Consider the following 19,312-nt stretch of genomic DNA (forward strand, 5'->3'; position numbering starts at 1 on the left):
ACAGGAGTGTTCCGCTGGAACCTCGGCTCCGGCAAGGGCTCCTCCGTCCTTGAAGTCCTCCGCTCGTTTGAAAAGGCGGTGGGCAGGCCCATCCCGTACGAAATCACCGGCCGCCGCGCCGGCGACCTCCCCGCCTTCTGGGCCGACGCAACCTCCGCCCTCGCCGACCTCAGCTGGTCCACCACCAAAACGGTTGACGAAATGTGCGAGGACCACTGGCGCTGGCAGAAGAACAACCCCCAGGGCTACACCTCCTGACCCCACCCGTCGGTTGCTCCGTACCAGTCGTTTTGAGGCCCGAAAACGACCCGTACGGAGCAATCGATGAAGAATTAACGACGTCGGCCGCCCACCTTTGGAAGGTGGGCGGCCGATGTCGTACTCCAGGCTTTGCGGAACCGGTGGCTAGCGGACCGGGTAGTCCCGCTCCGGTTCGCCGATGTACAGCTGGCGCGGGCGGCCGATCTTGGTGTTCGGATCGCTGATCATCTCGCGCCACTGGGCGATCCAGCCCGGGAGGCGGCCGATGGCGAAGAGCACGGTGAACATCTTCTCCGGGAAGCCCATGGCCTTGTAGATCAGGCCCGTGTAGAAGTCGACGTTCGGGTAGAGCTTGCGCTGGATGAAGTAGTCATCGTTCAGCGCCTTTTCTTCCAGGCGCAGGGCGATGTCCAGCAGCTCGTCGTTGCCGCCGAGCTTGGTGAGGATCTCGTGCGCGGTGGCCTTGACGATCTTGGCGCGCGGATCGTAGTTCTTGTAGACGCGGTGCCCGAAGCCCATGAGGCGGACGCCGTCTTCCTTGTTCTTGACCTTCTCCATGTAGTCCTCGGGCTTGGTGCCGTCGGCCTGGATCTGGCGGAGCATCTTGAGCACAGCCTCGTTGGCGCCGCCGTGGGCAGGCCCAAACAGGGCGTTAATGCCTGCGGACACTGACGCGAACAGGTTGGCGTTGGAGGAGCCCACCAGCCTCACCGTGGAGGTGGAGCAGTTCTGCTCGTGGTCCGCGTGCAGGATCAGGAGCAGGTCCAGCGCCTTCGCGACGATCGGGTCCACTTCGTACTGCTCGGCCGGGAGCCCAAAGCTGAGGCGCAGGAAGTTTTCCACGAGGTTGTGGGAGTTGTCCGGGTACAGCATGGGCTGGCCGATGGACTTCTTGTGCGCGTACGCCGCGATGACCGGGAGCTTGGCCATGAGGCGGATGGTGGAGACTTCCACCTGTTCTGCGTTGAACGGGTCCAGCGAGTCCTGGTAGAAGGTGGACAGCGCGGAAACGGCCGAGGACAGGACGGGCATGGGGTGCGCGTCGCGGGGGAAGCCGCCGAAGAAGCCCTTGAGCTCCTCATGCAGCAGCGTGTGCCGCCGGATCTTCTGGTCGAACTCGTCCAGTTCCGTGGGTGTGGGCAGGTTGCCGTAGATCAGCAGGTAGGACACCTCGAGGAAGCTGGAGTGCTGCGCGAGCTGCTCGATGGGGTATCCGCGGTACCGCAGGATGCCCGCATCGCCATCGATGTAGGTGATAGCCGAGGTGGTGGCTGCGGTGTTCATGAAGCCGGGGTCAAACGTGACTGCGCCCGTCTGCTTCAGCAGCTTGGAAACGTCGTAGCCTTCGTTCCCTTCAATAACCTGGATGCGCGGGAGCTTAAGCTCGCCTCCTGCGTGGAGCAGGGTCGCTGCGTTGTTGGTCTCAGTCATGGAGTCCCCTTCATGAGGCTTCTGGGCCTCTGTCGAAAGCTTGATCCAACATCAGGTGAGCCGCGCACTGACCCTGAGAACACAGGTTCCAACACCCGGGCTGCCTTCTTGTAGAGGGCCACCATTGATAGTCACTTAAAAAGTACCCGCTCCTTGGCGGGTGTCACTAATCCAAGACGCTGCCGGAGCCCTTAAAATAAGGCACTTGTGGCGCGAGTCACACGTTTGTTACGAGGCTGTAGCTGTTACCGCCCTGCTGCCAGCCGGGACACGGCTGCGTCGATGCGCTCGTCCGTACCCGTCAAAGCCACGCGGACAAAGCCGTTGCCCGCATCGCCGTAGAAGACGCCGGGGCCCACCACGATGCCGCGCTCTGCCAGCCGCGCCACCGTGTCCCACGTGCTCTCGCCCGCGGTGGACCAAAGGTACAGTCCGGCGTCGGATTCCTTGATCTCCAGGCCGAAGTCCAGCAGGGCAGGGACCAGCCGTTCACGGCGTCCGCGGTACAGGTCCTTCTGCGCCTCGACGTGGGCGTCGTCGCCGAGCGCCACGCGCATGGCCTCCTGGACCGGGTACGGGACAATCATGCCTGCATGCTTGCGGCTGTTGACCAGGTTGGGCATCAGGTCAGGATCCCCGGCTACGAACGCTGCACGGTAACCTGCCACATTGGACTGCTTGCTCAGCGAGTAGACGGCCAGCAGCCCCTGGTGCGATCCGCCGGCTACGCGTGGATCCAGGATGCTGGGCACGGCCTGGCCGCCGCGCTGGACGTCCCAGGCTCCCCAGCCAAGCTCCGCGTAGCACTCGTCCGAGGCCACCACTGCGCCAAGCTCACGGGACTGGTCCACAAGCGCTTTCAGGGATTCGACGCCGCGGACACTGCCTGTTGGGTTCCCGGGCGAGTTGACCCAGATGAGCCGCACGCGCGCCCGCATGGCGTCGTCCAGTTCGTCCAGGTTGTCCGTCGCTACGGACGTGGCGCCGGCCAGGGTGGCCCCGATGTCATATGTGGGGTAGGCCACCTTGGGGCGTACGACGACGTCTCCGGGCTTTAGCCCTAACAGGAGCGGCAGCCACGCCACCAGCTCCTTGGAGCCCACGGTAGGCATGATGTTGCGCGCATCGAGTCCCGTGACGCCGCGGCGCCGCTCGAACCATCCTGCGATGGCCTCCCGAAGGGCCGGGGTGCCGTGGACTGTCGGATATCCCGGGGCATCTGCCGCCGCCTTCAACGCATCCTGGATCAGCGCGGGGGTGGGGTCGACGGGGGTGCCGATGGACAGGTTGACCGCCCCGTCCGGGTGCTGCGCGGCCTTGGCGACGTATGGCGCCATGGCCTCCCACGGGTAGTCAGGCAGGTCCAGGCCAAACGTTTTCGCTGCTGCGGTCACGGTCCCTGCCCGCGTCAGTGGTCTTGGTTCTGCGGCGGCAGTGCGGCGATCATGGGGTGGTCCTTGCCCGTGTTGCCGATCTTTGCGGCACCTCCGGGAGACCCGAGGTCATCAAAGAACTCCACATTGGCCTTGTAGTAGTCAGCCCACTCTTCCGGGGTGTCATCCTCGTAGTAAATGGCTTCAACCGGGCACACCGGTTCACAGGCGCCGCAGTCCACGCACTCGTCCGGATGGATGTACAGCGAACGCTCACCTTCGTAGATGCAGTCGACGGGGCACTCTTCAATACATGCCTTGTCCTTGACATCTACACACGGCTGCGCGATTACGTACGTCACGTCCCTGGCCTCTCCACGTTGGTTCCGGCGACCCGCCGGCTCTTGCATCCGGCAGCTGCGGCCGGACTCTTGACATCTGAGCCTATTATCTCCCAGCCTGTTCCCGCGAACCTAGCCGGGCGCCCTAGTATGAACTGGTGAGTCAGCCTACACCTGCCCCTGCCGGGTTCCTCTCCGCCGCAGCGCCCGGAACGCGGGTTGTGGTGCGCTACCGCATCGAGGACGGGCTCACGGATGCCCTCGGGCACCTGGTGGCGTGCGACGCCGGTGCATGCACCATCCGCACGCGGCAGGCCGACGTCGTCATTCCCTTGGAGCGTGTTGTTGCCGCCAAGGCCGTTCCGCCCGCCCCGGAGCGGCGCCGCCCGCGCGCCTAAGACGCCCTTCACTGGGCAGGGACTGCCCCTGCGCAGTGAACCCGGCTTCTTCCAGCAGGTAGCGGGCCATCGTCTCGATGATGGATCCTGATTCGGGCCGGATTCTTGCCACCAAACCAAGAACACTCTTTTGCCGCACCCCTGGAAACCCTTCCCTCAAGGCCGAAAACCGGACCAATCCCAATGGCGCCCGGCGTGAATGAGCAGCGGGTCGGCGTCGGGCAGTGAATACATGCCCCGCGCCTCCCCGAGCACCGTGCCGTCAAGCACGGCCGCTTCAATAGTCCGGCGGCTATTGCTGCGCGGCGCGGAACGCAGAATGCCACCGGCACGGGGCCGGTGGCATTCTGTGAGTCAGGAGTGGCTAGACCTTGGCGCGGGCGCGGTTGGCCTTGGCACGCTCGTTGGTGTCCAGGATGACCTTGCGGATGCGGATGGCTTCCGGGGTGACCTCGACGCACTCGTCCTCGCGGGCGAATTCCAGGGACTCTTCGAGGGTGAGGTCGCGCGGCGGCGTCAGGTTCTCGAAGGTGTCGGAGGAGGCTGCACGCATGTTGGTGAGCTTCTTTTCCTTGGTGATGTTGACGTCCATGTCGTCGGCGCGGGAGTTCTCGCCCACGATCATGCCCTCGTAGACCTCGGACGTGGGCTTCACGAAGAAGGAGCCGCGTTCCTGCAGGTTGATCATGGCGAACGGCGTCACAACGCCGGCGCGGTCAGCGATCATCGAGCCGTTGGTGCGGTATTCGATGGGGCCGGCCCACGGCTCGTAGCCCTCGGAAATGGAGGCTGCGATGCCGGCGCCGCGGGTGTCCGTGAGGAACTTGGTGCGGAAACCGATCAGGCCACGGGCCGGAACGATGAACTCCATGCGGCACCAGCCGGTGCCGTGGTTGGCCATGTTGGTCATGCGGCCCTTGCGGGCTGCCATGAGCTGCGTGACGGCGCCGAGGTACTCTTCCGGCACGTCGATGGTCATGTGCTCCATCGGCTCGTGGACCTTGCCGTCGATGGTCTTGGTGACAACCTGCGGCTTGCCCACGGTCAGTTCGAAGCCTTCGCGGCGCATCTGCTCCACCAGGATGGCCAGGGCGAGCTCGCCACGGCCCTGGACTTCCCAGGCGTCGGGACGCTCGGTGGGCAGAACCTTGATGGAGACGTTACCGATCAGTTCCTTGTCCAGGCGGTCCTTCACCTGGCGGGCGGTGACCTTGGCGCCCTTGACCTTGCCGGCCAGCGGCGAGGTGTTGATACCGATGGTCATGGAGATCGCGGGATCGTCCACGGTGATCAGCGGCAGCGGCTGCGGGTTCTCGGCATCGGTCAGGGTCTCACCGATGGTGATTTCCTCGATGCCGGCGACGGCGACAATCTCGCCCGGTCCGGCGGACTCGGCCGGGACGCGGTCCAGCGCCTTGGTGGCCAGGAGCTCGGTGATCTTGACGTTCTTGAGCTCACCATTGGCGCGGGCCCAGGCAACCGTCTGGCCCTTGCGCAGGGTGCCGTTGTAGATGCGCAGGAGCGCCAGGCGGCCCAGGAACGGGGACGCGTCCAGGTTGGTGACGTGCGCCTGCAGGACACCTTCGGGGTTGTAGGTGGGAGCCGGGATGTGCTCGATGATGGTCTTGAACAGCGGCTCAAGGTCCTCGTTGTCCGGGGCGGCACCGTTGGCGGGCTGCTCGAGCGACGCGCGGCCAACCTTGGCGGCAGCGTAGACAACCGGAACCTCAAGAACCTTGTCCAGGTCCAGGTCCGGAACCTCGTCGGCCAGGTCGGAGGCCAGGCCCAGGAGCAGGTCCATGGACTCGTGGACCACTTCGTCGATGCGGGCGTCCGGACGGTCGGTCTTGTTGACCAGCAGGATCACGGGAAGGTGCGCGGCAAGGGCCTTGCGCAGCACAAAGCGGGTCTGCGGCAGCGGGCCCTCAGAGGCATCAACGAGGAGGACGACGCCGTCAACCATGGACAGGCCGCGCTCCACCTCGCCGCCGAAGTCGGCGTGGCCCGGGGTGTCGATGACGTTGATGGTGATGGTCTCGCCGTTGGAGGACGGACCGTTGTAGGCCACCGTGGTGTTCTTGGCAAGGATGGTGATGCCCTTTTCGCGCTCCAGGTCACCGGAGTCCATCACGCGGTCTTCAAGGTGGTTGTGCTCGGCAAAGGAGTTGGTCTGCTTGAGCATGGCGTCAACCAGGGTGGTCTTGCCGTGGTCAACGTGGGCCACAATCGCGACGTTGCGGAGGTCACTGCGTGATGCAGTGGCGACCGCGGTGTTGGTGGTGGTTTCAGACATGCGTAATGGCTCGATTCAGTGGTGAAAGTCAGCTGTTGTATCGCGACATTTCCAACCGGAACGCACGACGGATCAGGCCCTTAGCACAGGGCACCTTCCCCAAGTCTAGCCGCTGAGCCATTTATTGGCCTAAATTTTTCCGCTGCCCACGGGCCGGGCGGCCTGACAAACGCCGCGCCACGGCCCATTAATGTGGGCAAAATCACTGGCTTATCCTGCGGCCATGCCACATGATTGCTCTGACATGCAGCGCAAGCCCGAAAGACACCCGATGCGAAAAGCCACGGCCCCCGCGGCCCGGAACCGCCGCCGCGCCACGGCCGGCGTCGCTGCGGGTATTGCCTTGTCAGCTGCCCTTCTCCTCTCCGGCTGCGGCCTGCCCGCCCAGTCCGCCGGGGGTTCCTCCCCGGCGGACGTGGGGCCCGCCTTTTCCCGCGTCCTCAACCCCGGAAACGGCCGGCTTGAGGCGGTGGTTCCGGAGATCGGCAGGACCGTCCTCCTGATCGGCGATTCACAATCGGAACCGGCGGACGGCTGGCCGCGCCGGGGCCTTGCCGCTGCTGGATACCGGGTGTACTTCTGCGGCAAGGGCGGCACCGGCTTTGTCGCGTCGAAGGGGGCCACGGGCAATTACATCGATGCCCTCCTGCGCGGTGACTGGCTGCTCCCGGCCGGCACGCCCGCCATCATCGTGGTGCAGGGCGGCGGCAATGATGCCACCAGCGGAGCCAGTGACAGCGACATCATCACCAATGCTGACCGCCTGATCGGGGAGCTGCAGAGGCGCTATCCGGGCACGCGCCTGGCGATGATCGGAACGCTGGCCCGTGGCGAAGGCCATGGCGGAGGCCGGCGAAGCGAGGTGGACGCCCTGTTGGGATCCGTGGCCGCGGGCCACGGCTTGCCCTTCGTGTCCGTGGGTGACTGGCTGACCCGGTACGGCCTTGTTAAGGACCTCGCGGATTCCGTGCACATGAACCCGGAGGGCCACCGGGCGCTGGGTACGCTCCTTGGGGGCCGCCTCCGTGAGCTGGGCCTGGAACGACAGCCGACGGCGGACGACGCCCCTCTGTTGGATGCACGCACCGGAGACGCCGGGCTGGGCCAGGACTGAGACAGGAACGGCTGGCCCCGGAGTCCCAGGACCCCGGCGCCAGCCGTCCTGCGTTGGCGCGGCTTCGCTATGCGACTTCTGGCGGCAGCATCAGCTTGGCGCCGGGAATGGCATTGAGTAGGGCCTTGGTGTAGTCCTGCTGCGGCGATTCGAAGACGTCGTCCGTGGATCCGGTCTCCACCAGGCGCCCCTTTTCCATAACGCAGACATGGTCCGCGATCTGGCGCACCACGGCGAGGTCATGCGTGATGAAGAGGTACGTCAGTCCGAGGTTGGACTGCAGGTCCGCCAGCAGGTTCAGCACCTGCGCCTGGACCAGGACGTCCAGGGCGGACACCGCTTCATCACAGATGATCACTTCCGGGTCCAGCGCCAAGGCACGGGCAATGGCAACGCGCTGCCGCTGCCCGCCGGAGAGCTCATTGGGGTACCGCTGCATGGCGGACTGCGGAAGGGCCACCTGGTCCAGCAGTTCCCGGACCTTCTTCTCGCGGCTCGCGCTGTCCCCGATCTTGTGAACCCTCAGCGGCTCTTCAATGGTGCGGAAGATGTTGTACATCGGGTCAAGGGAACCGTACGGATCCTGGAAGATGGGCTGCACCCGGCGCCGGAACTTGAAGAGTTCCCCCGCCTTCAGCACGGACGTGTCCACACCGTCAAAGAGGATCCTGCCATCGGTCGGCTTCTCCAGCTGGAGCACCATCTTGGCCACTGTGGACTTGCCGGAACCGGACTCCCCCACGATCGCCGTTGTGGTTCCCCGCTTGACGTCGAAGCTCACGCCGTCGACGGCGGCGAAGTCGGTAGCTTTCCCGAAACCCTGCCGGAGCTTGTAGACCTTGCGCAGGTCCTGGATCTGCAGGACATTGTCCGAAGCTGCCGCTTCAGCGGCCGGCGCCAGGAGGTCCGCCGTTTCCACGCCCTGTTCCTTGGCAGCCTGGATACGCCGGCTGGCAAGGGAAGGTGCGGACTCGACGAGTCTCTTGGTGTAGGGGTGCTGGGGGTTGCGGAGCAGTTCCAGCGAAGGCCCGGCCTCCACAACCTGCCCCTGGTACATCACCACAACCTTGTCCGCCCGTTCTGCTGCCAGGCCCAGGTCGTGGGTGATGAGCAGCACCGAGGTGCCCAGTTCCGTGGTCATGGTGTCCAGGTGGTCAAGGATCTGCCGCTGCACGGTCACATCCAGCGCCGACGTCGGCTCGTCGGCAATGAGCAGCCGCGGCTGGCAGGAGAGGCCGATGGCGATAAGCGCGCGCTGCCGCATGCCTCCGGAGAACTCATGCGGATACTGGTTGGCACGCCTGCGGGCATCGGGCAGGCCTGCTTCGGCCAGTACCTTCGCAATGTCTTCCGGACCGCTCGGCCTGCCGTTGGCGCGCAGGGTTTCCTTGACCTGGTACCCGATTTTCCAGACGGGATTGAGGTTGGACATGGGGTCCTGCGGGACCATGCCGATGGTGTTGCCGCGCAGCTCGATCATCCGCTGCTCGGTGGCATGGGCAATGTCCTCGCCGTCGAGCAGGATCTGGCCGCCCGAAACACGACCGTTGTTGGGCAGCAGCCCAATGGCCGCCAAGGCCGTGGTGGACTTGCCGGACCCCGACTCCCCCACAATGGCCACGGTCTCACCCGGCATGATGCTCAGGTGCGCGTTGCGGACTGCCTGGACGTCCCCGCCGCTGGTCTTGAACGTAATGGCAAGGTCGCGGATTTCCAGCAGCGGCCTGACGCCGGTGGCGCCGGCCTCGTCGATGCGGATTTGTGGAGTGGTCATCTCGTTATCTCTCATCGCTGACGGCTCTTGGGATCAAGGGCGTCACGTACGGCATCGCCCAGCATGATGAAGCTCAGGACCGTGATGGACAGGGCCGCGGCCGGATACAGCATGATTTCCGGCCTGGTTCGAATGGACGACTGCGCCCCGGCGATGTCATTGCCCCAGGACATGATGCTCTGCGGCAGGCCGATACCCAGGAACGACAGGGTGGCTTCGGCCACGATGAACACGCCAAGCTCCAAGGTGGCAAGGACGATGATCGGGGCGAGGGCGTTCGGCAGTACATGGCGCACGAGGGCTCCGAACTTGGAGACGCCCAAGGCACGGGCGGCGGTCACGAAGTCAGCGTTGCGTACCTCGATGACAGCGCCACGGGTGATGCGGGCCATTTGCGGCCACGCCAGCAGCGAGATGACAAAGACCACCGTCCAAACACCCTTGTTCTCGCGGAACAGGGGAAGCTGGGTGATGACCAGCGCGCCGAGGATCAGCGGCAGGGCGAAGAAGATGTCACCAAGGCGTGCGAGGACGGCATCAATCCACCCGCCGTAGTATCCCGCGAGGGCGCCGAGGGTGACACCGATGACAAGGACGCACAGCACTGAAAGCAGGCCCACTGACAGTGAGGCCTGGGTCCCGTGGATGACCCGGGAGTACACGTCGCAGCCCTGGAAAGTGAAGCCAAAGGGGTGGCCGGCAGTGGGTCCGCCCTCGGAATTTGCCAGTTCGCAGCCCTCGTTGGGCGCCACGGAAGTGAAGAGTCCGGGGAACAGTGCGACCACGGTCAGTGCCACGATGAGCAGCGCTGAGATGATGAACAGCGGACGACGGCGGAGCTTACGCCAGGCGTCGGACCATAGGCTGAGCGGGGCCTGGTCAGTCTTGACGGCATCCGTTGCCAGCAGCGGGGTTTCGTCGACGGGCGCCACGAAGTGGCTGTTATTACTGGTCATAGCGGATCCTCGGGTCAAGCCAGGCGTAAAGGAGATCGACAAGCAGGTTGGCCACTACGAAGACCAGCACCAGCACGCTGACGATGGAAACGATGGTGGGTCCTTCGCTGCGGAGGACCGCCTGGTAGAGCTTGTTTCCGACGCCGGGCACGTTGAAGATACCCTCCGTCACGATCGCGCCGCCCATGAGGCCGCCGAGGTTGGCTCCGAGGTAGGTCACCACAGGAATCAGGGAGTTGCGCAGGATATGGGCAACAACCACCCGGGGCCGGGACAGGCCTTTGGCGGTAGCCGTGCGCACGTAGTCGGCGTTCATGTTTTCGCTGACCGAGGCGCGGGTGAGGCGGAGGACATAGGCGAAGGACACCAGGCCCAGGACGACGGCGGGCAGCAGCAGGCTCCCCCAGTCGGCGTTGGCGCCGACGGTGGGTTTCGCCCACCCGAGCTTGACGCCGAAGACGAGCTGGAAAACGAAGCCCAGCACGAAGGTGGGAACGGCGATGACCACGAGCGAGGCCACGAGGACGGTGGAGTCGAACCAGCCGCCGCGGCGCAGGCCGGCGAAAACGCCGAATGCGACGCCGAAGATCGCTTGGATGGCCAGGGCTTCGACGGCCAGCATCGCGGTGACCGGGAACACGCGGGCCAGGCTGGCAGCAATGGGCTGGCCGGTGAAGTCGTTGCCCAGGTTGAACGTAAAGAGGTTCTTGAGGAACAGCCCGTACTGCACCCAGAAGGGTTCATTCAGGTGGTACTGGCTGCGCAGCGTGTCGATGACGGCCTGGGGCGGCTGGCGGTCCCCGAACAGCGCCGCGATGGGATCACCCGGAAGGGCGAACACCATGTAGTAGACCAAAAGGGTGGTGCCGATGAAGACAGGGATCACTTGCAGGAGTCGGCGCAGAATAAAGCGGACCACCGGATCACCAGCCTTCCGGTTGGGAAGAAAACAGGTTCATTGGTGCCTTCCTGCCGTGCAAGCCAATGGGGGCCCGGCGGTGGCCGGACCCCCATGTGCTTGCCGACAAGTTAGTTCTGGGACTACTTTGCCGTGATGCCGTAGTAAAGGATGCTGCCGTTCCAGCCGGTTTCAGCCTTGACGACGTTGTTGCTCCACACGATCGGCCGCGCCTGGTCCCAAAGCGGCAGGCCCGGAAGATCCTGGAAGAGGATCTCCTGTGCTGCATTGAACTTGGCGTTGGCCTCTTCGGTGGTCTTGGCTGCCAGGCCCTCCTTGAGCAGCTTGTCGAACTCCGGGTTCGAGTACTTCTCGTAGTTGGAGGAGGCGCCCGTGGCCCAGATCGGTCCCAGGAAGTTGTAGAGCGACGGGTAGTCGCCCTGCCAGCCGGAACGGGTCAGGCCGGGGAGCTGCTGGGACTTGCGCAGGTTCAGGACCTCGGCAAACTTGGCGAAGGGCTGGATTTCGGCCTGGATTCCCAGGTTGTTCTTGAAGCCGTTGGCTACGGCGTCGATCCATTCCTTGTTGCCGCCATCGGTGTTGGAAGCGATCTGCAGCGGCTTGGAACTGTCGTACGGCTGGATCTTCTCGGCCTGGGCCCAGAGGTCCTTGGCCTTCGCGGCGTCAAACTTCAGGACCTCGCTGCCCTTGATGCCTTCCTTGAACCCGTCGATGACCGGCGGCGCGAAAGCCTTGGCCGGGGTACGGGTGCCGTTGAAGACAACCTTGGCGATTTCCTCGCGGTTGATGGCGTAGGAAAGTGCCTGGCGGCGCAGCTTGCCGGCTTCACCCTGGAAGTTCGGGTTGTAACCCGGGATATTCAGGGTGGAGTTGGTGGCAACGGGCTTGGTGGCGTTACGGTCCGGGAAGTCCGCAACGTACGTCTTCAGCGCGTTGGACGGCAGGACGTCGGTGACGTCCAGGTTATCCGACTGCAGGTCGGTGTATGCGGGGCCCGGATCCGTGTAGAACTTGAACATCACGCCGCCGTTTTTCGACTCGCGGGGGCCGCTGTAGTCCGGGTTCTTGACGAGGGAGATGGACTGGTCGTGAACCCAGGCGCCCTCCTTCTCCATCTTGTACGGGCCGTTGCCTACCGGGTTCTCGCCGAATGCCTTGGGGTCTGCAAGTGCAGCTGAGGGAACCGGGAAGAAGGCGGAGTAGCCGAGGCGCAGTGACCAGTCGGCTTCGGGCTGGGCCAGCTTCACCGTGATGGTGGAATCATCGGTGGCAACCAGGCCGGACATGGTGTCCGCGGTGGGTGCGGGAGTGGTGGTGGTCTTGCCGTCGGCAGACTTCTCGGTGGTGACAGCCGAGACTTCCTCGTAGCCGGCGATTGATTCGAAGAAGAAGCCGTTCTGCTGCAGGTTCTTCGAGTTCGCCGCAAAGTTCCAGGAATCCACGAAGGTCTTGGCGGTGATCTCTTCACCGTTCGTGAACTTCTGGCCCTGCTTGACCTTGATGGTCCAGTTCTGGGCGTCAGTAGACTCGATGGACTCTGCCAGGGCGTTCACGGGCTTGCCGTCGGCGTCGTAGGTCCGCAGGCCTTCGAACAGAAGCTCGACGACGCGGCCGCCGTAGACTTCGCCGGTGTTCGCCGGCAGCAACGGATTTTGTGGTTCGTTGCTGTAGGCAGTGATGACCTTGTTCGGGTCGCCGGCGGCGTTGCTGGCTCCGTCAGTGCTGCCGCCTCCAGCGCCGCAGCCGGTCAAGGCAAGCGCGGCTATTGCCACTATGCCCAGTGCTTTGGAAGTGCGCGTAAAACGCATTCCGCCTCCTATGAGTTGTGGGAGATAACGAGGGGGAATCTTGTGCTTCCCCGCAGGCGAGACCCAGCTGTCCGCTGTGACGCAGCCTACATATACGAGAAGCCTAACCGCACGAAGTCCAGATACTGGTACTCCGTTGCCAAACCGTGACCGGCCCGCTCTGAACGCTTAGTCGGTCAACAGAAGTTGTGCAAGTCACATGCTACTCGCCGGTAGCCGTGGCAGCGAATCCGGTCACATGGAAGCTGCCTCTCCTGCTCGCAGCCTCAAGGCTCCCCTGCGCAGGGCTCACGACGGGGCGGCAAGCCGCCAATCCCACACGTTCCACCAGATCCCCAGTGGACCGGAGCTCGTCTTGACACCGGCAACCCGGGCGTTGAAGGCAGTGGTGCCAACGGTCTGGTACAGCGGGAGTCCGTAGGCACTCTCCCAGATCTGCCTGTCGATCTCGGCCAGGAGCTCATCCTGCTTCCCCAGGTCGGTTGTCCCGGCCAGCTGCTCCATCGCCTTGTCCGCGTCGCCGTCGGAAAAGCCGTTGAAGTTGCTTCCCGCACCCGTGCGGAAGATTTGGGGGATCCGGCTGACGCCTGCGCCCGTGCCGATCCATCCGAGCAGCGCGGCTTCGTAGCCTCCGCCTCCGAGCGACCGCGCCCAGTCGGCGCTGGCCTGCCCGCCATCAAGGACCTGGAACCCTGCCCGGGCTGCCGAATCGCGGATCAGGGCAAACACTTTGGCACGGTTGGGGTTGTCACGGTTGTAGAGGATCCGGATCGTGGGTGTCTCGCCGTCAAGGAGTGCCTTCGCTCCATCGATGTCCACCTCGGCGTAGTCGGCGGAGCCGTTGTCCTTCACAGTGTCGTTGTACTTGGGCTGGCCAGGCAGGAAAACGTGGGAATCCAGCGGCTTCGCGTCCGGCAGCAGGCCACCCACGACGGCGTCGACGATTGCCTGCCGCGGGACCGCCTTGAGGAATGCCCGGCGGACGTTTTCGTCCCGGAACGGCCCGGAAAAGTTGAGGTCCAGGTGGTCGTAGCCCGACTGGTTGTACCGCTCAACAGTTATGCCCTGGCCGGCCAGTCCTGCAAAGAGCTCCTCGGTCCCGGCGGATGGCTGCGGCGAAATGATGTCGGCCTGGCCGTTCCGGAGCGCATCGACTGCCGTGGGTGCGGCGCCGGTGAAGCGCACGTTGATTTCATCCAGCCATGGCTCCTGGCCCCAGACGTAGTCACGGTTCCGGACGAGTTTCATGGAAACTTCCGGGGTGATCTCGCGCACGATGTACGGGCCGCTGGAGAGGAACACGGAGGGATCCTCGGGAAGGCCCTTGGAGTCGAATCCGGAGTTCCAGAAATCGCTGACCTGCTTCAGCCGTGCATTGGGCGCGGGTTTCTCCGCGTCCCCGCGGGGTGAGTCCTTGATGAGGTCGATCAGGTCTTCTTCGTCATTAAGCCCGGCTTTCGCTGCCACCACATGTGCGGGCAGGCCGACGTCGAACGCCACTTCCCAGTCCGCGTAGGGCACGGCGTACTCAAGGGTGATGGAGCGGCCGTCAGCCCCGATTTCGGGAAGGACCGTGCCCGCAAGGCCGCTGGTATCGGAGGCAACCGAAAAATACTTGGTGCCTGTCCCCGCGACGGGGTCGGCATCGTCGTAATACCCTGAGCCCGCGGCCCAGCTGAGGAGGAGGTCGCCGGCGTCGATCGCTTCACCGTCGGACCACGTGACGCCTTCGTTGACGGTGTACCGCACCTTCAGCGGCTGGTCCGATACCTTCTCGAAGCGCCCGAACTTTTCGTTCCGCACCACCTTGGCAGCATCATCGAGGTAGTAGAAGCCCGAATGCGTGATGTAGCCGATTTTCGAGTTGATGTCGGTGTTCCCGTCCGCGCTGTACGGGTTGAAGGACGAGAAGGCGTTGACCTCCGCGACGGTGACGCTGCCGCCGCGCTTGGCCTCCCCCACCACCACGGGGGCGTTGCCGCCATTGCCGGAACAGCCTGACAGGACCAGGGCAGCCGCAACCGCCGCGGTGATGTACTGCATCAGACGCCTGACCGGCATGCCGCCTCCTTGTTGTGCTTCTCCGGGAGGGGCTCCTGGAATTGGCAGGATCACGCCCTGTATTCAGGATAATGCGTCCGCTGGATCAGACGTTGAAGCGGAACTCCACAACGTCGCCGTCAGCCATGACGTATTCCTTGCCCTCAATCCTGACCTTACCGCGGGACTTGGCCTCAGCCATGGAACCGGCCTCAATAAGGTCGTCAAAGGCCACCACCTCGGCCTTGATGAAGCCGCGCTGGAAGTCGGTATGGATCACGCCGGCCGCCTGCGGGGCGGTGTCCCCCTGGCGGATAGTCCAGGCCCGGGTTTCCTTGGGGCCGGCCGTGAGGTACGTCTGCAGGCCCAGCGTATGGAAGCCGACCCGCGCCAGCTGGTCCAGGCCAGACTCGTCCTGGCCGTTCATCTCCAGCATTTCGCGGGCCTCTTCCTCGTCCAGTTCCACGAGGTCCGCTTCGAGCTTGGCGTCCAGGAAGATGCAGTCGGCCGGCGCAACCATGGCACGCAACTCCTCCTGCTTTTCCGGGCTGCCGAGGATGCCTTCGTCGGCGTTGAAAACGTAGATGAAGGGCTTGGCGGTCAGGAGGCTGAGCTCCTTGAGGTGCTCCATCTCCAGCTTGTCACTCTTGATGGAGGCATAGATTGTGTCCCCGCGTTCCAGCACGCCCTGGGCTGCCTTGATGGCTGCAAGCTCGGCTGCCTCCCGCTTCTTGATCTTGACCTCTTTTTCGATCCGGGGGATGGCCTTATCGATGGTCTGGAGATCGGCGAGGATCAGCTCGGTGTTGATGGTCTCCATGTCGGAGCGTGGATCCACCTTGCCGTCGACGTGGATGACGTCGGGGTCGTCGAAGACGCGGACTACTTCGGCGATGGCTTCCGCTTCGCGGATGTTGGCCAGGAACTGGTTGCCCAGCCCTTCCCCTTCGGAGGCGCCCTTGACGATGCCGGCGATGTCCACGAAGGAGACCGCTGCGGGCAGCACACGCTGCGAGCCGAAGATGCCGGCGAGCTTCTGGAGCCGGGGGTCGGGCAGGTTGACGACGCCGACGTTCGGTTCGATGGTGGCGAACGGGTAGTTCGCGGCCAGGACCTGGTTGCGGGTGAGTGCGTTGAAAAGAGTTGATTTGCCGACGTTGGGCAGTCCGACGATGCCAATAGTAAGAGCCACGAGCATTGATTCTACCCGCAGGGCGTCCACGCACAGTAACGGCCAAAAGGCCCGGCCCTGCGGGGCGAAATGTCGCTTCGGCAAAATGTCACAGCCCCGTGCGACAGTGAGGGCATGGATGCTTTCGCCTTGATTCTTGCTTTGTTCATGCTGCTGCTGGGGGCCCTCGCGGGTGCGGCGGCTGTGTTTTTTGTGCTTCGAAGAAATGCCAAGGGACTGGAGGAGGATTTCGACGCCGTATCGTCGCGGCTTTCCGAGGTCACTGCGCAGTTCGCCGCGGCCGACGCCGAGCGGCGCCTTTTGGCGGCACAGAACAGGGAGCTGGGTGAAGCCAGGAACCAGGACGGCAGCGTGCTGCGCGCCCTTGCGCCGGTGGCCGAGAAGCTCACGGCCGTCCAGCAGCAGGTGGCGCTGCTGGAGCGTGACCGGGTGGAACAGTACGGACAGCTGGCCCAGCAGCTTCAGGAGGCCAGGCTCTCGGACGAACAGCTGATCCGCTCCACGCACGCTCTTGAGTCCGCCCTCCGGTCCAACAGCGCCCGTGGTCAGTGGGGTGAAGTCCAGCTGCGGCGGGTGGTGGAAGCCTCGGGGATGCTCCGGCACGTGGACTTCGTGGAACAGGTCCACAGCGCCGGTGGTGACTCGAGCGTGCGGCCGGACCTGGTGGTCCAGCTGCCCGGTGATAAACAGCTGGTGGTTGACGCCAAAGTTCCCCTGTCCTCCTACCTGGAAGCCCAGGAGCTGGGCGCTGACGTCCGCCCGGCCGATGGTTCCGGCACACGTCCCGCCGGTCCGGCCTCCGTCGGCGGCCACCGCACCCAACAGGCGCTGCTGGCGGCCCATGCCAAGGCATTGCGGGCACACGTGGATTCGCTGGGCAATAAGAAGTACTGGGATATCCCCGGCAACTCCCCTGAGCTGGTGATCTGCTTCATCCCGGCTGAGTCCATTCTTGCCGCCGCCCTCATGGCCGATGCCGGGCTCCTTGACCATGCTCTCTCGAAGAACGTGGTCCTGGCATCGCCCAGCACGCTCCTGGCCGTCTTGAAGTCCGTGGCCTTTACGTGGCGGCAGGACGTCCTGACGGACAGTGCGCGGGAACTGTTCGAGCTTGCCCGGCAGCTGTATGACCGGATGGGAACCCTGGGCGAGAACGTCACCAAGCTGGGGTCTTCGCTGAAGTCGTCAGTGGACCGCTACAACGCCATGGTGGGAACGCTGGAAGCCCGGGTTCTCCCCACAGCCCGGAAACTGAACTCGCTGGAGGAATCCGGGCTGGCCGCGCCGCCCGTGGTCGAAGCCACGCCGCGGGCCCTTGCCGCGCCTGAACTGCAGAGCGACGACGAAGCCGCGTAACAGGGCCGTCCGGGGTCAGTTGCGCGCGCGGCGTCCGCCGAGGGCGCGGCTGACGTCGCCGGCCTGCTTGAGGGTGGCCCGGAGCTCCTTGGGCAGCGAGAAGAGCAGGTCCTCCTCCGCCGTGACAACTTCCTCCACTGTGCCGTAGCCGTAGTCGGCCAGCAGTCGCAGCACGTCCTGCACCAGGACCTCCGGGACGGATGCCCCGGACGTCACGCCGACGGTGGCAACCCCTTCAAACCACGTTTCATCAACCTCGTTGGCGAAATCGACCCGGTAGGACGCCTTCGCGCCGTACTCAAGGGCCACCTCCACCAGCCGGACGGAGTTGGAGGAGTTGGCCGAGCCCACGACGATGACCAGGTCTGCCTGCGGCGAGATCTTCTTGATGGCCACCTGCCGGTTGGTTGTGGCATAGCAGATGTCGTCGCTGGGCGGATCCTGGAGCGTGGGAAACCGCTGCTTGAGCAACCGGACGGTCTCCATGGTTTCGTCGACGCTGAGCGTGGTCTGCGAGAGCCAGATGACCTTTTCCGGGTCCCGGACCGTCACCTTGTCCACCTCGTGCGGGCCGTTGATGATCTGGATGTGCTCCGGGGCTTCGCCGGCCGTGCCTTCGACTTCCTCGTGGCCGTCGTGGCCGATCAGCAGGATGTCGAAGTCATCCTTGGCGAACCGGACGGCTTCCTTGTGAACCTTGGTCACCAGGGGGCACGTGGCGTCGATGGTGCGCAGGCCGCGGTCCTCCGCGGACTGGACCACGGCCGGGGAGACGCCGTGGGCGGAGAAGATGACCAGGGCGCCCTCGGGCACTTCGTCTGTCTCGTCCACGAAGATGGCCCCCTGCTCCTCCAGGGAGCTGACCACGTGGACGTTGTGGACGATCTGCTTCCGCACGTAGACCGGCGGGCCGTAATGCTCCAGGGCCTTCTCTACGGCGATGACGGCGCGGTCCACGCCGGCGCAGTAACCGCGGGGAGCAGCGAGCAGCACCTTCTTGGTTCCTGATACCGGAGCTGCGGCAGCTACTTCCTCAGGTGAACGGCGCCGACGCGGGATGGTGGGCATCGAAAGGGAAACAGCTGAGGGGGTCATTCCTCCATGCTACCGGGTTGCCCGCGACCGCTTCCGCGAGGCGAACCCGGCCACGAGGCCCAGCACCAGCAACACGCCGCCGGTGACCGCCGCTGCCATGGTCCAGGCCTGGAAATCCGCGGCAGAGGCGGCCACGAACTCGTCCCGGAACATGTTGGCAACTTCATTTCCGCTGTCCGCGGACACGACGGCGGCAGAGGCCGCCTGTGAGCCTGCCGCCCAGGCAGCGGCCAGGAGCAGCGCGCCAACTCCGGCACCGGCCAGCACTGTCCAGCGGCGCCGTGCAGCCACCAGGGCAAGGAGCAGCGCCACCGCGGAGCCACCTGCCAGCAGGTAACCTGCAGGCGCATAGCTGGTGAGCCGTTCGGTCCACTCCTTGTACACGGGCTGTCCCACGTTGATCAGGGTTTGTTCAGGCGGATCCAGCGGCAGCCTGGTGGCGCGCGAAATCTCTTCGGCGCCCAGCGCCACCAAGGGAGCGACGTCCAGGGTGAGGGATGAAGCTGACGCTCCTCCGCCGTCGTCCGTTGCAGGGCTGGCGAAGCTGAGCCGGTGGCTCCTGCGCAGCGTCTCCTCCCACGCGGCCGGATAGCCGGGGAGGCCTGTCAGTGAAGAAGCAGCGTCTTCAAGCACCGGCTGGACCAGGTCCGAGAGGAAACCCGGAACGGCGCTGGTGTCGATGGTGCCCACCGCCGCAACCGCCAGCTCCTGCTGGAACCCTGAATTTGTTGCCAGCGGAGCAGCCAGCTCCACGAAGCCCTGCTCCTGGACGATGTTGCGGTCCAGCCAGATGGCCGGAACCGCCACGGCGGCCAGCAGGACTGCCAGCACGGTGGCGGCAGCAGAAACAAAAGTTCGCACAGCGGTTTCCTTCGTCGGTGGTGGCGTCAACCCATCCTAGGCAGGCCTGTGGGCCGGTTCTTGTCAGCCCCGGGTGGTACAGCTTATGGATAAGGTTGAT

At 64.7% G+C, this 19,312-nt stretch carries 15 protein-coding genes and 1 pseudogene; 4 read left to right on the forward strand and 12 right to left on the reverse strand.

Features of this window, described 5'->3' with window-relative positions:
* A pseudogene (locus FHJ30_RS13690) lies at positions 1–258 on the forward strand (UDP-glucose 4-epimerase GalE); the annotation flags it as partial.
* A 147-nt stretch (positions 259–405) separates the two neighbouring features.
* On the opposite strand, the gene FHJ30_RS13695 reads toward FHJ30_RS13690, so the two are convergent.
* From FHJ30_RS13695 to fdxA, 3 genes are all read right to left on the reverse strand, one after another.
* Positions 406–1,692 (reverse strand): citrate synthase, encoded by a 1,287-nt coding sequence (locus tag FHJ30_RS13695; RefSeq protein ID WP_139029831.1) that lies wholly within the window; start codon positions 1,690–1,692, stop codon positions 406–408.
* 245 nt (positions 1,693–1,937) lie between these two features.
* On the reverse strand, positions 1,938–3,086 hold the full coding sequence (gene dapC / locus FHJ30_RS13700; RefSeq protein WP_139029832.1) for a succinyldiaminopimelate transaminase: 1,149 nt from the start codon (positions 3,084–3,086) through the stop codon (positions 1,938–1,940).
* A 14-nt stretch (positions 3,087–3,100) separates the two neighbouring features.
* Complete coding sequence (gene fdxA, locus FHJ30_RS13705) at positions 3,101–3,427, reverse strand: ferredoxin (protein ID WP_013601705.1); 327 nt, start codon at positions 3,425–3,427, stop codon at positions 3,101–3,103.
* Positions 3,428–3,564: 137 nt separating this feature from the next.
* Between fdxA and FHJ30_RS13710 the strand changes: the two genes are divergently transcribed.
* Positions 3,565–3,804 (forward strand): hypothetical protein, encoded by a 240-nt coding sequence (locus FHJ30_RS13710; protein ID WP_139029833.1) that lies wholly within the window; start codon positions 3,565–3,567, stop codon positions 3,802–3,804.
* A 364-nt stretch (positions 3,805–4,168) separates the two neighbouring features.
* Here the strand turns inward: FHJ30_RS13710 and typA are convergent, their stop codons facing one another.
* Complete coding sequence (gene typA / locus FHJ30_RS13715; RefSeq protein WP_013601707.1) at positions 4,169–6,097, reverse strand: translational GTPase TypA; 1,929 nt, start codon at positions 6,095–6,097, stop codon at positions 4,169–4,171.
* Positions 6,098–6,368: 271 nt separating this feature from the next.
* Here typA and FHJ30_RS13720 point away from each other — a divergent pair, with 271 nt between their 5' ends.
* Positions 6,369–7,211 (forward strand): SGNH/GDSL hydrolase family protein, encoded by an 843-nt coding sequence (locus tag FHJ30_RS13720; protein WP_139029834.1) that lies wholly within the window; start codon positions 6,369–6,371, stop codon positions 7,209–7,211.
* A 67-nt stretch (positions 7,212–7,278) separates the two neighbouring features.
* On the opposite strand, the gene FHJ30_RS13725 is transcribed toward FHJ30_RS13720, so the two are convergent.
* The 6 genes from FHJ30_RS13725 to ychF all read right to left on the reverse strand — a co-directional run bounded on the left by FHJ30_RS13725 (position 7,279) and on the right by ychF (position 15,900).
* Positions 7,279–8,985: an ABC transporter ATP-binding protein gene (locus FHJ30_RS13725; RefSeq protein ID WP_139029835.1), complete on the reverse strand. Its 1,707-nt coding sequence runs from the start codon at positions 8,983–8,985 to the stop codon at positions 7,279–7,281.
* An 11-nt stretch (positions 8,986–8,996) separates the two neighbouring features.
* Positions 8,997–9,941 (reverse strand): ABC transporter permease, encoded by a 945-nt coding sequence (locus FHJ30_RS13730; RefSeq protein WP_139029836.1) that lies wholly within the window; start codon positions 9,939–9,941, stop codon positions 8,997–8,999.
* The gene (locus tag FHJ30_RS13735; protein ID WP_139029837.1) at positions 9,931–10,860 is read right to left on the reverse strand and encodes an ABC transporter permease; all 930 of its coding nucleotides are present in this window, start codon (positions 10,858–10,860) and stop codon (positions 9,931–9,933) included. The genes FHJ30_RS13730 and FHJ30_RS13735 overlap by 11 nt, the downstream gene beginning before the upstream one ends.
* 122 nt (positions 10,861–10,982) lie before the next feature.
* Positions 10,983–12,668 (reverse strand): ABC transporter substrate-binding protein, encoded by a 1,686-nt coding sequence (locus FHJ30_RS13740; protein WP_139029838.1) that lies wholly within the window; start codon positions 12,666–12,668, stop codon positions 10,983–10,985.
* Between the two features lie 288 nt (positions 12,669–12,956).
* A complete protein-coding gene (locus FHJ30_RS13745; RefSeq protein WP_139029839.1) occupies positions 12,957–14,729 on the reverse strand; it encodes an ABC transporter family substrate-binding protein in 1,773 nt (590 codons plus the stop codon).
* Positions 14,730–14,814: 85 nt separating this feature from the next.
* Positions 14,815–15,900: a redox-regulated ATPase YchF gene (gene ychF / locus FHJ30_RS13750; RefSeq protein WP_139029840.1), complete on the reverse strand. Its 1,086-nt coding sequence runs from the start codon at positions 15,898–15,900 to the stop codon at positions 14,815–14,817.
* 114 nt (positions 15,901–16,014) lie between these two features.
* Between ychF and FHJ30_RS13755 the strand changes: the two genes are divergently transcribed.
* On the forward strand, positions 16,015–17,256 hold the full coding sequence (locus FHJ30_RS13755) for a DNA recombination protein RmuC (protein ID WP_139029841.1): 1,242 nt from the start codon (positions 16,015–16,017) through the stop codon (positions 17,254–17,256).
* A 15-nt stretch (positions 17,257–17,271) separates the two neighbouring features.
* Here the strand turns inward: FHJ30_RS13755 and FHJ30_RS13760 are convergent, their stop codons facing one another.
* Positions 17,272–18,351 carry a 4-hydroxy-3-methylbut-2-enyl diphosphate reductase gene (locus FHJ30_RS13760; protein ID WP_139029842.1) on the reverse strand — a complete coding sequence of 360 codons (1,080 nt, stop codon included), beginning with the start codon at positions 18,349–18,351 and terminating at the stop codon, positions 17,272–17,274.
* 9 nt (positions 18,352–18,360) lie between these two features.
* Entirely contained in the window at positions 18,361–19,212 is an 852-nt protein-coding gene (locus FHJ30_RS13765; protein WP_139029843.1) for a hypothetical protein, read from the reverse strand.
* Positions 19,213–19,312: the final 100 nt, after the last annotated feature.

Origin of the sequence: Arthrobacter sp. BB-1, from assembly GCF_006151685.1 — a bacterium.
Taxonomy (GTDB): Bacteria; Actinomycetota; Actinomycetes; order Actinomycetales; family Micrococcaceae; genus Arthrobacter.

Coding starts and splice junctions, on each gene's coding strand:
- FHJ30_RS13695 (WP_139029831.1), bottom strand. CDS start 1,692: ATGACTGAGACCAACAACGCAGCGACCCTGCTCCACGCAGGAGGCGAG.
- typA (WP_013601707.1), bottom strand. CDS start 6,097: ATGTCTGAAACCACCACCAACACCGCGGTCGCCACTGCATCACGCAGT.
- FHJ30_RS13720 (WP_139029834.1), top strand. CDS start 6,369: ATGCGAAAAGCCACGGCCCCCGCGGCCCGGAACCGCCGCCGCGCCACG.
- FHJ30_RS13725 (WP_139029835.1), bottom strand. CDS start 8,985: ATGACCACTCCACAAATCCGCATCGACGAGGCCGGCGCCACCGGCGTC.
- FHJ30_RS13730 (WP_139029836.1), bottom strand. CDS start 9,941: ATGACCAGTAATAACAGCCACTTCGTGGCGCCCGTCGACGAAACCCCG.
- FHJ30_RS13740 (WP_139029838.1), bottom strand. CDS start 12,668: ATGCGTTTTACGCGCACTTCCAAAGCACTGGGCATAGTGGCAATAGCC.
- FHJ30_RS13745 (WP_139029839.1), bottom strand. CDS start 14,729: ATGCCGGTCAGGCGTCTGATGCAGTACATCACCGCGGCGGTTGCGGCT.
- FHJ30_RS13755 (WP_139029841.1), top strand. CDS start 16,015: ATGGATGCTTTCGCCTTGATTCTTGCTTTGTTCATGCTGCTGCTGGGG.
- FHJ30_RS13760 (WP_139029842.1), bottom strand. CDS start 18,351: ATGACCCCCTCAGCTGTTTCCCTTTCGATGCCCACCATCCCGCGTCGG.